This is a genomic window from Viridibacillus sp. NPDC096237 (genome assembly GCF_050278625.1).
Taxonomy (GTDB): domain Bacteria; phylum Bacillota; class Bacilli; order Bacillales_A; family Planococcaceae; genus Viridibacillus.
In genome coordinates, this window is the sequence record NZ_JBNNTI010000012.1 from 80,093 (window position 1) to 92,612 (window position 12,520).

The window sequence follows — 12,520 nt, forward strand, 5'->3', positions numbered from 1 at the left end:
AAAATCCCAGGATATAAACACCCATTATCATTGCAACAATCCCTAACAATAGTAAATCAACACTTTTTAATCCACTTTCGATAATGGAGAGCAACAATCATCCCTAGCATCGGGATAAGTAAAACATATGAACAAATAAATAGCCAGGTTCCTATTTGTTGAAAAGGACTATTTGTAAAGGTCATGATTGCCCAGAATAATATTGCAATTAATGCAACAGAAATGGTAGAAATATTGACTGGCCTTGCTAAACGTGCAAGTTTATCAATATTTGATTCAACATCACTGTAAATTGATTTTGTATTAGGGCTAGCTTTAAAAATGTGCATTTCATAACTTGAGCATACATGTGTCCAACCTGCTATAGAGAATAATTCAAAATATTCCTCTTGTTCACCCTTGTCTAGCTTACGATAATCAATACTATACTGTACTTCCTCTGGTTGCTTCTTTTCTAAAGTATAACCGAGTGTTGCAAAACTACTTAAATGCCATCCTTTACTCGCTTTTTTCTGTAGTTTTCTCATATCTTTTTGCTCAGAAAAAGCTAATCCTCCAGACATCATATATTTCGTCTTCGTCATACTTACTCCCCCTTTATTAGTTCTTTTTCCGCTAACGTAATCATTATTTTACGTCGTTCAATATCTTTCCCTAATACAATTCTCCCTTTTTCTGTAAGTATATATACTTTACGGCGAGAGTCTGATGCGTCATGTAACATTATAAATTCTTCGACTAATAACTTTTTTATAATCGTATATAAAGTAGCTGGTCCAATGACAAATGCACCATTTGTTGTTTCCTCCACTAAGCTCATCACTGCATAGCCATGCTTTGGTTTGGCAAATGCTGCCATAATATAGAAAACAGGATCTGTTAATAGTTCTAATGACTTCAATTTAGCACCTCCATATATATCACTTATTGATACATCTAAAAGTAATATATCAATAAGTGATACAAAAAGCAACCTCAAGATGAGATTGCTTTTTATAATGAAAATTAAATTTCTCGTACGTTTATTCAATTTATGAAAGAATTATAGTATGTCTCAATTGAGTTCAATATTTTTTATACTACTTAACAATATAGCTAATCCCTCTTGTAATTCAGCCAAAGAAGCATATGCATATGAAAAACGAATATGGTGCATATCATTGGAATCATAAATATAACCAGGATTGATAAGAACCTTTTGCTTTAAAAGCTTTAAAAACCATGCTTTATTAACTATAGGTTCATTGAAGCGAAGCCAAATATAAAAACCTCCTTTTGGCTTCTCCCACGTCGCAACTCCTTTAAATTCCTTTTCTAATATACCTTCAATGAAAGCTGAACGCTGTTGTAATTGTTGACGCAATTGCACGACATGCTGATCATATATACCAGTCTCGAGCCAGTGTGCGACGATTTCTTGTGAAAAAGCACTAGAGCCGTAATCAGTTTGCATTTTAATATCAGCCAACCGATTAATAACCGGTTCGGGTGCGACTACCCAGCCAATTCTCAGTCCAGGACTTAATGTTTTCGATACGCTGCCTAAGTATAAAACTTGTCCAGACCTATCAAATGACTTTAAGGCAGGGACAGGATTCTCAAACAGTAATTCTTCATATACATTATCTTCTATGATTGGAATTTGTAGTTCGCTACATATGTCCAATAATCGATGACGCTCTTTAACTGACATAATTCGCCCTGTTGGATTATGTAAAGTTGGTACTGTATAAAAAAGTGATTGTCTTTTCCCTTTTAACGATTTTAATGTCTCTTCTAAACGTTCATTTCTTTGTACTGACACCATCTGCATTCCAGCAGATTGAAATGGGTGGACAGAATTTAAGTAAGATGGATGCTCTTGAAAAATAATCGATTGCTGTTCAAGTAAACCAACTGAAATTAACTGAAGAGCTTGTAGTGCACCAGAAACGATTAAAATACTTTCAGGTGATGCTTGAATGCCCTGTTTCCCCAAATATTTACTTAATGCTATTCTCAATCTTTTACTCCCTTTCGGTTCTGAATAACCTATATCTCGTGCATTTAGAGTCATGGATTGAAGGGATTCTTCTAGCAAAGTCGTTGGCAATAAATCGGGAGACAATTCTCCAGTACCTAAACGTATCATAGACTCATCTTGCTCATACTCATTAATCAGTTGAATAGTATGATAATTAGGCTTATGAATACTACTTTGAATATGCTTTTGCCAATTAGGCTGTGATTTGTTTAGTAAGACATTCCAGCTATTATTTGCAACAAAAGTTCCTCCGCCTATCTTCGTTTCAAGTAACCCCTCGGCCTTTAATTCATCTATTACTTGAATGATCGTACTGCGATTCACTTCTAACATTTCAGCTAACTTTCGTTGGGGTGGAAGCTTCATCCCTATTGTCCATTCACCTTGTTGTATAAGAGAAGTCATCCAATCAACCATTTGGTTATGCAGTGATAGTTGTGAAAGTCGTTTTGGTTTCCATTGCAAATTAATCTTCCTCCTCTTAAAATTGGTTGTTTAAAAACCAACCAATTGGATGTTTTCTTTTAGTTGTAACATAGGTAACTTTGTAATGGAAGGGAGTTTTTTATATGGAAGCTATATTACATGGATTTTTACTAGCATTTGGACTTATTTTACCGCTAGGTGTACAAAACGTCTTTATTTTCTCACAAGGTGCCTCTCAACCAAATTTATTGAAGGCACTACCAGCAACGGTTGCTGCTTCTTTGAGTGACACTTTGCTTATTTTACTCTCTGTATTTGGCTTATCTGCCATCGTGTTGCAATTTGAATGGTTACGCTTAGGATTAATAAGTGTTGGAATCATATTTTTACTCTATATGGGCTATTCCATTTGGACTTCAAAACCAGCAACAATTGAGACAGGAAAAAACTTAACGATGAAGAAACAAATCTTCTTTGCATTATCAGTGTCACTATTAAACCCACATGCTATTTTAGATACAGTTGGTGTAATCGGAACTAGCGCACTGCGATACGCTGGTATGGAACAAATTATTTTTACTTTTTCTTGTATTGCCGTATCTTGGTGTTGGTTTATCGGCCTTACATTAGCGGGAGCAACGATGAAAAAACTTGATAGTTCTGGTACACTGATGAACCTTTTCAATAAATGCTCGAGTATCTTTATTTGGTGTACGGCTTTGTTCTTATTTAAAGGTATGTTTTAAATGATTGAACACTAATTTTTTTCGCATTATTGATTAATTATTCTATCAACTATAAACTAAAAGAACACTAGAGTGGTTATAGAAATCCTATTCAAAAAGAAAAAGCTTTGTATATTGTTAAATCCGAGGAATATCTTATATAGTCGGAGAGCATTTTTAGAAAAAGGATACTTAAAAACACACACCTTCACGACTTATGCTGTGAATTAATTTCTTTTAATTGAAAGGCGGAATTTGTATTGTCAATTAAAGATAAAGATTCTAGAGCTTTGAATAACCAAGCACCTTGGTTACAGAGTTATATTGATTCTCCAGAAAAACAGCGGCAATTGTATAAGCGAACATTATTCATAATTGTCATGTCACAAATATTTGGAGGTGCAGGGCTTGCTGCAGGAGTAACTGTAGGGTCACTTCTAGCTCAAGATATGCTGGGAACAGATAGTTTTGCAGGATTGCCTGTAGCATTCCTAACTTTAGGTTCAGCAAGTGCTGCGTTAATTGTTGGGCGTCTCACTCAACGTTTTGGGCGTCGTATGGGTCTCACAACTGGCTTTTTAGCGGGAGCTATTGGGGCAATAGGGGTAATACTAGCTGCCGCAACAAATAACATTATTCTTCTCTTTGCTTCTCTACTAATTTATGGTGCAGGAACAGCGACTAACTTGCAAGCCCGATATGCAGGGACAGACTTGGCAAATTCTACTCAACGAGCAACCGCAGTTAGTATTGCCATGGTTTCAACAACTTTCGGTGCTGTTGCAGGACCAAATTTAGTTAGCGTAATGGGTGGATTGGCTATATCAATAGGTATACCACCATTAGCTGGACCGTTTATACTCGGTGCGGTGGCCTTTACTATTGCTGGCTTAGTACTACTTATTTTTCTTCGCCCAGATCCCTTCATTGTGGCCAAAGCAATTGCAGAAGCTAAGGAAACTAATATTAGTAATAATTTAAATTCAGATTCTACTACTCAAGCAGTGAATAAGCGTGGCATAGTAGTTGGAGCTACAATAATGGTCTTAACACAAGTAGTCATGGTATCAATAATGACTATGACTCCAATACATATGGGACATCATGGTCACGGTTTGAATGCGATAGGTTTGGTAATTGGCTTTCATATTGGAGCAATGTATCTCCCCTCTCTCTTAACTGGTGTACTAGTAGATAAAATGGGACGTATCACTATGGCTATTGCTGCTGGTGCCACACTACTAACATCTGGTATTTTAGCAGCTTTAACACCTGGAGATTCGGTGCCATTTTTAATACTTGCGCTTGTTTTACTTGGCATGGGGTGGAACTTCGGTTTTATTAGTGGAACAGCACTTATTGTAGACGCCACTAGCATTACTACTCGTGCAAAAACGCAAGGGACAGTGGACGTTTTAATTGCCTTATCAGGAGCATCTGCCGGAGTATTGTCTGGCATGGTCGTAGCAAATTCTAGTTATGCTACACTTTCCATTGTAGGAAGCATTCTTTCACTTTTACTGATCCCAGTTGTAGTTTGGTCACGTAGTAAACCGAAAAAGCAAATATTAATAAGTTCAGAAGAGTAGACTCTGCAATTGGTTAATTCCTACCAGGCGGCACAGCGGTCGTACAGGCCCGTACTTCCAAATAGATAGAATATATCACATTTAGTTGAAAAAAATTTATTTATCCCGATATTAAGATAGTATCATTAAATTATTGGTATAAATTTAAAAAATTAGGAGGCGGAATTGGTATTATGATATCTATGAGAAGTACAAGCAGTCACTATTTACTGAATCGAGAAGCATATAGGCACAGTAATTTTTCTGAACAAAATACTGGCAACATTTATAAAAGTAACTCTAAAATTACTCAAGAAGCACTAAAAAATATAAATAAGGGTTTAAAACTATCCTCAGAGCAAATTGAAGTATTAAAAAATGCTTCAAAAAATGGATCATTGACTCCTTTCTTGAAGGGAATGGGTCCATCGGGGATGCAAAATTTGCGTGAATTACAAGACACAATTTATAATGCAAAGAAAGCAAACACGACTCTTGGTGGGGATAAAAGTAAAAAACTATCCTCTAATCAAATTAAAATGTTAAAAAGTGCTTCAAGAAGTGAATTATTGACTCCCTTCTTGAAAGGAATGGGGTCTTTAGGTATGCTTAATTCGCAAGAAAATGTAAGAAATTATAAACTTAACGCAACACTTAATGCTTATAAAAGGTCAATATAAAATAATAAAAACAATGTTGCATTATTAAAACTAACAATTGCAACATTGTTTTTTATTTAGTATTTATCTTTGTATACATATATGTAATGAAACAAACCTAATTAGCGTTGAATAAAAAAATAAATATTAAGTCTTAATTTCAGCGTCAGGCGCTTTTTTTACTTGTAAACAACCCGTTTATTGTAATCTAATCCCCCTTTTTTAGTTGAGTATGTTAAAATATTTTTTCTGCGTCTTCTTTATTGATTATTATTGAAAATCTAATGCTACTACATAGATACAACTTCCCTCTTCCCATGTAGCTAAGATTTCGTATATCTTTTGCCCTTTTTCTTTTGCATCTTCAAAATTTTCATAACTGGCATTCATTTTACTATCTTTGTCCAAGACTCTTATTTCATATGTAACTGGTTCTTTTTTAAAACTTAATTTTACAGGCTCATTTAGATCGACGCTAATGGCATTATCAACATTAATTAATTGGGTTGAAGGTAAAGATTCTGCTTCTACACCCACTGTTCCCCCTGTTTTAGTATCTAAATAACTCCAATTATATCCACCTGGTTGAGCATTAACTGTTTTTTTACCTATTGAGATAGCTAAAGCTGGGTTTTTCAAATTGTGATTGTACACTCGTATTTAAATTACTAGGTTGTTCTTTCTTCCCCTCAATTGTATTTCCACATCCTACTAATAAAACAATTAAAACCAATATTAAACTTTTCATATTAAGTTTTTTTATCAAATTTTTATCTCCTATATATTGCTACTCTTTAGTATTTGTTTTACCATATCATATTGCCATAAATATTCCAAAATTAGTTATTATATTTACACTCAAGTTGGATTTATATCACTGCTTTCATTTTCCCCTCAAAAAAATGCCTCAAAAGTCAAGAATCGACTAATGAGACACCTTTTAAAACATCTTATTTTGTTTTCTTATATTCTTTCTCTGTTCCATCTGCGAATTTAACTTCAAGTTCAAACGAAGTATAGTTTTTGTCTAAATCAAAGACAGAAATCACATGGTTGATTACTTCATCATTTGCTGTTTTAGCATCAAATTTCAGTTTCTTAAACATCGGCTCTAATTTAGCTAATGCTTCGTCACCTTTAAGTTTCACATTATTGCGGTCATCATCCAGTTCTACTTTCACACCTGTTTTTTCATTCTTATAGTCAACCTCATACGATTCTGTAGATGAATATTCAATGTCTAAAGAAAAATCCGCAAAATGATAAGGTAAATTTTCCGTTGTGTGATTTGTTCCTTCGTGTACATTGTTATTTGTATTTGTGTCCTTATGCATATTTGTATCAGTTTCTTTTTGTTCAATCGGTGCCTTTTCTGGTACGTCTGTTGCTTTTTCTTTACCACAGCCGTATAACATCCCAAATAGAAGCGGTATTCCTAGAGCCATTTTCAAATATTTCATTTCATATTCATCCTTTCTATATTTACTTCTCGATTTTTAATATCCCCCATAATATAAAAATTAAACTTTTCAAATTATTTCACTTCAAAAAAGATAGCTATAAATAGACTTGTAATATTTTTCACTAAATTTTCTTTAATGAAAAGAGTTAAAGTCTTGATTTGCTGATTGGTCACTTTGTTGGAAAAGAAACTGGACTGTTTCCTTATCAGAAGCGGTTGGCAAGCGAAATTTTTGTTGATAATCTTCTGCCCCTTTCCCTGTGATACAAACCCAATCTCCTTTATGAGTATGTTCTAATACCTCTTTAATAGCTAAAGTACGGTCAGAGATGACGTATCCCCCATCACTTAATGTATAAAGAACTTGTTCCATTTCTTCATAAGGCACATCATTCAAATCATCTAACGTCAAAATTTGAACATCACTTATTTCTTTAGAAACACTCATCATTTCTCGTCTTTTTTCCGTATCCCTGTCTCCTCTAAATCCAAAAATGTGAAATACACGATTTGCGCCTTCTTCCCTTGCAGTTTGAAGACAATGATAAAATGCATCTGCTGTATGTGCATAATCTATCACAACTGTAGCTCCATTAGGGTGATGCAATACTTCAAATCTACCTGGTACACCAGGAAATGTTTCTAATGAAAAAACAATTTTGTGTTGTGGAATACCAATCGATAGAGCGGTTAAAAAAGCCATGGCAGCATTAACTAGATTGTGCTTTCCTAAAATATTGAGCCTTAACTCTAGGCTTTGATTTCCTTCAAAGGCAATTGTTGAAATGCCTGGTTTGTAATTAACGATTTGTAAATCATGATGGTTTTTGTTACCTAGTAAATATATTTTACAACCTTTATGAGTTAGTTGATCCGCTAGCCTTTTCCCCCAACTATCCAGATGATTGATAATAGCCATTCCATTCGGTTTTAATTGATCGAAGAGACTTGCTTTTACAGAAAAATAAGCTTCCATATCACGATGATAATCAAGATGTTCATTATCTAAATTTGTAAATAAACAATAGTCAAACTCCACGCCTTCTACTCGATATTGAGAAAGGCCATGTGATGAGACTTCCATTATAATAATTTCATCTTCACTCATGGCAAATTGCTTTTGAAGTTCAAGAGCATCGGGGGTAGTATTAATTGAAGGTAAAACTTTTCCGTTAACAACATTCTGAACGGTACCAAATAAGGCACAGGATTTTCCTGAGGTTTCCAATATATACTTGAGCATATAGGAGGTTGTAGTTTTACCATTCGTACCTGTAATGCCAATAACAACTTTATTACGAGAGGGATTCCCATAAAACTGACATGCCATTTTAGCAAGTGCTAAACGACTATTAGGAACTCGAACATAAGGTACCATCAAGTCTTTTATCTCTTTCTCTCCCACCACTACACTTGCTCCTGCCCTAATAGCATCTTCTATGAAGTGATGACCGTCTACACGATAACCTGGAATCGCAACAAAAATGTCATTAGGACGTACTAAAGAGGAATTAGTGGCAATCCCTTCGATATCAACATCAATATCAAGGAGGGGAAAATTCATAGCTTTATCTACATGTTCTAAAAGTATGTTTAATTTCATTAAGGCTCACTCCTAGGATGCAAAACGGGTCATTTTTTTAAAAACCTTGCATTTTATTAATGACCTATAATGAAATATTTATACTAAAAAAGATGCTCTTCGAGTGAGCACCATAAAATAGAATTCATCAAATCTATGCTTTTAAAAACAATATAATTATCTAGCTACAGAACATTAATATTAAACTTCGCCATTTTTTAAAAGGAGTATTTAAAAATTAATAAACAACTTGTGGAATTCAAAATTTATATTATGTAAACTAAAATCATTTGGCGTGGAGGAGGTTTTGAATACGTCAACTACCTATGATATCTGTACTTTTCGACTTGTAATTCTGAAGTTCCTTATAATTTTCATGTGAACGATAACGCTCCTTTTTTACGATAATGAAATGATTTTGTACAGATAAGAATTATTGTTTAATATTTTATCTGGAGGTTTTATACTTGCACCTACGTGCTGTCATTGATGAATTTGTATTGTATATTGAGATTGAAAAAAATTACTCGGTCAATACGGCCACGAGTTATGAATACGATTTACAGCTCTTCTTAACCTTTTTAACGGACCATGGCTGTTCAACCTGTTTAAATGAGATTACCAAGACCCAAGTACGTCGCTTTATCCAATATCTATTAGGATCATTAAATCTAAAACCTCGTTCGGTAAACCGAAAAATTTCTTCTTTAAAATCGTTCACCAAATATTGTTTAAAAGAACAATACCTTGCTAATGATTTTACGCACGGAATTGAATCACCAGAGACAGCTGATAAACTACCTGTCTATATAAGATTAACGGATCTAAAACAACTATTTGCCTTTTTAGAACGAGACCAATCACGTTTTGCGTTAATGATTAATCGCTGCGGAATTCCAATCAATTAAGCCCTTTAGCCTTAGTGTTGAGAATCAAAAAAAGCATATTTCTTCGTCTTCATCTCAATTATGAAAAGCTAGAAATGGAACATTTAAAGTTTTGTCTGTAGGTGTATATAGAGATCCTTCCCCTTTTGATAGATAATCAGCTAAACCCGCTTCATGCTTTTTACTGAATGGTCATTGACTCCTTTTTCCAAAGTATCAAAATAAAATTTCAAGTACTGCAAAATTAATTGAATTGTGTGACGATACCTCTCCTGATAGATAACTCGCCCTCTTATTTGCCTTAACTACATCTTCTAGTGCTGTGTGTTCGATTATTAAATTATTCAGTTTTAGCTAATAGTGTACATCAAGAAATAATTACCTATGTGAAGAAGATAACCACCAGAAAAGCTGATCTTTAAGCCTTTCTGGGGGTTTTGTGTTGGTGGGTGAATAAAAGTATTAAACAACCAGTTGTCGGTTCTGAGCCGGCAACTGGTTGTTTAGTTTCGTTTGTATTCGTTATTAAAATACTAAACGCCTGTACAGATTGTTAATCAAAGCTAGAGTTTAGTATTTTAGTTACTTATACTTTAATGCTAACGCTTTTGTACGTCGCTCATTAAATTCCATAATCCGAGTTTCATTATTACCTACTTCAGATTTCAAACGTTTAATTGCTTCATCAAGAATAGCATCGATTACTGGTTCCTCTTTCGAAACAGACGCAATTTCTCCGAACTTATTCTTTAAATGCTTCCATGCCGCCAAGAATTCGTACATAGAATATTTACTCTTCTGCTGGCTTAAGCTAAAATGTGACCGCCTTCTACATGAAGAACGGTTCCAGTCACGAAACTATTTTGTAGCAAGTATAGTACACTTTGTGCAACATCTTCAGCTCTTCCTATTCGTTTCACAGGGAGTTTGTTTTCAACTGTATTATAGAAGTTATTACGTGCTGCTTCTGGCATTTTGCTACGGGAAGGTGTATCAATTATACCGGGTGAAACGATGTTTACTCGGATCGGAGCAAGTTCTAATGCCAAAGTCTGGCCTAGATTCGAAATAGCTGCATTGACTGCACCTAGAATTGCTGAACCAACCATAGACTTGTAGGCTACAACCCCAGAGAATAAAGTGATTGAACCGTTTGGTAAAATTTTCGAAGCACCGTATTTCGCTGCATAATATTGCCCCCAAAATTTATTTTCAAACAGTTGGCGGGCTTGGGCTGTATCCATTTGGAGGAATGACCCGCCGGATGTTTCTGCCGCGCTTACCACAAGATGATCGAACTGGCCGATCTTTTCAAAGAAAGACATGACTTGCTGTTCTTGTGTTGTATCTAGAGTATAACCCGTTGCTCTAACTCCTAGTTGCTCTTTTGCATTCCGTAATTTATCTTTGGAACGGCTGGCAATGATTACTTCTGCCCCTTGAGCTATTAGCTGTTTAGCTGATTCCAAACCAATCCCAGAGCTTCCACCGATAATTACAACTTTTTTATCTTTAAACATGTTTTTCTTCCCCCTATAGGTTTACTTAATAGATTAAAAATTCAATACCTCTTGCAGATGTATATCAAGTTCGGATACAAACTTTTCAACCTTCGGATTTTTGACTACATCATAACAAGAGAAACTCTTTAAAGGTTTCATTCCGAGAAATTTCTGTATACGATGTAAATGACTTAATGCATCTTCTAGGCTGCTCCCTTCGAAAAATTGACTTGGATCGTTAAATGCTTTTTCAGGAGCATTCCAGGTAGTCGAAAACATATATTTCTTTTCAGTCAATAACCCGCCTTTTCCATACTGTTCTGCACCCTTAAAAAATAAACCATAAGCATATACTTCATCCATATACGTCTTCAATAAGCCCGGGACACTGAACCAATAGATAGGTGTTTGGTAAATGACAATATCAGCCCATATAAATTTTTGTTGTTCTTCTTTGATTTTATATCCATTTTGAATAATTGTTGTTTTTACATTGTTCTTTTCACTAAAAAAACTGACCATTTTGTTCATCAATGTTCTGTTCATTTTCCCCTCTGCTGATCTATACTTCTGATGGCCGTTAATAATAAGTATATTTTTCATTTTTTTCTTGCTCCTTCAATTCAGTTCTTAAAATACCGCCTAGCGTGTAGCCGGTAGCCCTACTACACTTAAGTTAAAATTCAAATCGTTTGCTACATCTGGAAGAATACCCATGATGGACGTACCAATAGCAAAAGCATTGATTTATAAAGCAATGAGTGCAAACGCTAGTTTGTTTCGTTGATTTCTTACAATAATTTTAATCACCTCCTCAATAAGGGATGAAATTATAAGTACAACGATATTATAAATAAAGTAACTTCATTTAAGGAAGTAGTGATATTTAATTCATAAAGTTTCTGAAAGTATACTATTGTGATATGATGAGGTAAATTAGTCAAAAGATTTTTAGGGAGGATGTTTCAAATGAGTGTTATTGAGCCAGTAGTGTTAACCAAAGGTGCACCAGGTGAGACTTGCCCCATTGCTAAAACGCTCGACGTGATTGGGACTAAATGGACTTTTTTAATTATTCGCGATCTGCTTATAGAAGGAACTATGCGATTCAGTGACCTATTGAAATCAATGAATGGAATTAGCCCTAAAACACTTTCACTCCGTCTTAAGACACTAGAAGATCATGGGTTATTGAATAAAAAGGTATTCCCGGAGGTTCCGCCTCGTGTGGAATATAAGTTAACGGACAAAGGAAAACAATTGGAAGGTATTTTCATTGAATTAAAGAGATTTGGATTAAATTTATAAAGAATTAAATAGGTCATTCTTTAAATTTGGGTAAGTTAATTATGAATCATATCAGAGCTATTTTAGCCTTACACCTCCGAATTTTGTTACTTAGGGTCACTCCTATCCCAAGTGACCCTTTTTATAGTTTCTTTCCTCAAAGTGTACATTAACACTTGTTTAAATTTATTTAAACTAAAACTTATTTCTTTTGCAATATTTAATACTAAGCGAACTTCGGCTGCTTCACTTCTGGGACTGTCAATAGTTTTGTGTAAATGACAATCCAACCTTTTCTTGTAGATTATCACTTTTAGATTTTTAAGTGCTTTTGTTCGAAGGAATGATTTTGGTTTTGAGGAAGGGGTACCCCTTCCTCAAAACCAAAATTTCGCGCTG

14 protein-coding genes are annotated in these 12,520 nt (G+C 34.6%); 5 read left to right on the forward strand and 9 right to left on the reverse strand.

Annotation, left to right across the window (positions count from 1 at the left end; all coding sequences use genetic code 11):
• Positions 1-56: 56 nt before the first annotated feature.
• From ACQKMD_RS09340 to ACQKMD_RS09350, 3 genes are all read right to left on the reverse strand, one after another.
• A complete protein-coding gene (locus ACQKMD_RS09340; protein ID WP_427751411.1) occupies positions 57-584 on the reverse strand; it encodes a DUF2812 domain-containing protein in 528 nt (175 codons plus the stop codon).
• Between the two features lie 2 nt (positions 585-586).
• Positions 587-901: a PadR family transcriptional regulator gene (locus ACQKMD_RS09345; RefSeq protein ID WP_427751412.1), complete on the reverse strand. Its 315-nt coding sequence runs from the start codon at positions 899-901 to the stop codon at positions 587-589.
• Between the two features lie 153 nt (positions 902-1,054).
• Positions 1,055-2,488, reverse strand: a complete 1,434-nt coding sequence (locus ACQKMD_RS09350) for a PLP-dependent aminotransferase family protein (protein ID WP_427751414.1) — start codon at positions 2,486-2,488, stop codon at positions 1,055-1,057.
• Between the two features lie 104 nt (positions 2,489-2,592).
• Between ACQKMD_RS09350 and ACQKMD_RS09355 the strand changes: the two genes are divergently transcribed.
• The 3 genes from ACQKMD_RS09355 to ACQKMD_RS09365 all read left to right on the forward strand — a co-directional run bounded on the left by ACQKMD_RS09355 (position 2,593) and on the right by ACQKMD_RS09365 (position 5,422).
• On the forward strand, positions 2,593-3,195 hold the full coding sequence (locus ACQKMD_RS09355; protein ID WP_427751416.1) for a LysE/ArgO family amino acid transporter: 603 nt from the start codon (positions 2,593-2,595) through the stop codon (positions 3,193-3,195).
• Between the two features lie 239 nt (positions 3,196-3,434).
• On the forward strand, positions 3,435-4,763 hold the full coding sequence (locus ACQKMD_RS09360) for an MFS transporter (RefSeq protein ID WP_427751418.1): 1,329 nt from the start codon (positions 3,435-3,437) through the stop codon (positions 4,761-4,763).
• A 173-nt stretch (positions 4,764-4,936) separates the two neighbouring features.
• Positions 4,937-5,422 (forward strand): hypothetical protein, encoded by a 486-nt coding sequence (locus tag ACQKMD_RS09365; RefSeq protein ID WP_427751419.1) that lies wholly within the window; start codon positions 4,937-4,939, stop codon positions 5,420-5,422.
• Positions 5,423-5,671: 249 nt separating this feature from the next.
• Here ACQKMD_RS09365 and ACQKMD_RS09370 read toward each other — a convergent pair whose 3' ends face one another.
• The 3 genes from ACQKMD_RS09370 to ACQKMD_RS09380 all read right to left on the reverse strand — a co-directional run bounded on the left by ACQKMD_RS09370 (position 5,672) and on the right by ACQKMD_RS09380 (position 8,466).
• Positions 5,672-6,040, reverse strand: a complete 369-nt coding sequence (locus ACQKMD_RS09370) for a hypothetical protein (protein WP_427751421.1) — start codon at positions 6,038-6,040, stop codon at positions 5,672-5,674.
• A gap of 311 nt (positions 6,041-6,351) precedes the next feature.
• Entirely contained in the window at positions 6,352-6,861 is a 510-nt protein-coding gene (locus ACQKMD_RS09375) for a YusW family protein (RefSeq protein WP_427751423.1), read from the reverse strand.
• 135 nt (positions 6,862-6,996) lie between these two features.
• A complete protein-coding gene (locus ACQKMD_RS09380) occupies positions 6,997-8,466 on the reverse strand; it encodes a UDP-N-acetylmuramoyl-L-alanyl-D-glutamate--2,6-diaminopimelate ligase (RefSeq protein ID WP_427751424.1) in 1,470 nt (489 codons plus the stop codon).
• Positions 8,467-8,912: 446 nt separating this feature from the next.
• On the opposite strand from ACQKMD_RS09380, the gene ACQKMD_RS09385 reads away from it, so the two are divergent.
• Positions 8,913-9,353, forward strand: coding sequence for a site-specific integrase (locus ACQKMD_RS09385; RefSeq protein ID WP_427751426.1), 441 nt, complete (start codon positions 8,913-8,915; stop codon positions 9,351-9,353).
• Between the two features lie 561 nt (positions 9,354-9,914).
• On the opposite strand, the gene ACQKMD_RS09390 is transcribed toward ACQKMD_RS09385, so the two are convergent.
• Genes ACQKMD_RS09390 through ACQKMD_RS09400 form a run of 3 tightly spaced genes read right to left on the reverse strand, consistent with a single transcriptional unit; the run spans position 9,915 to position 11,437 of the window.
• On the reverse strand, positions 9,915-10,115 hold the full coding sequence (locus ACQKMD_RS09390; RefSeq protein ID WP_427751428.1) for a hypothetical protein: 201 nt from the start codon (positions 10,113-10,115) through the stop codon (positions 9,915-9,917).
• A gap of 23 nt (positions 10,116-10,138) precedes the next feature.
• Complete coding sequence (locus tag ACQKMD_RS09395) at positions 10,139-10,852, reverse strand: SDR family oxidoreductase (RefSeq protein ID WP_427751430.1); 714 nt, start codon at positions 10,850-10,852, stop codon at positions 10,139-10,141.
• Between the two features lie 33 nt (positions 10,853-10,885).
• On the reverse strand, positions 10,886-11,437 hold the full coding sequence (locus tag ACQKMD_RS09400; RefSeq protein WP_427751432.1) for an NAD(P)H-dependent oxidoreductase: 552 nt from the start codon (positions 11,435-11,437) through the stop codon (positions 10,886-10,888).
• A gap of 366 nt (positions 11,438-11,803) precedes the next feature.
• Between ACQKMD_RS09400 and ACQKMD_RS09405 the strand changes: the two genes are divergently transcribed.
• Positions 11,804-12,142 carry a winged helix-turn-helix transcriptional regulator gene (locus ACQKMD_RS09405; protein WP_427751434.1) on the forward strand — a complete coding sequence of 113 codons (339 nt, stop codon included), beginning with the start codon at positions 11,804-11,806 and terminating at the stop codon, positions 12,140-12,142.
• Positions 12,143-12,520: the final 378 nt, after the last annotated feature.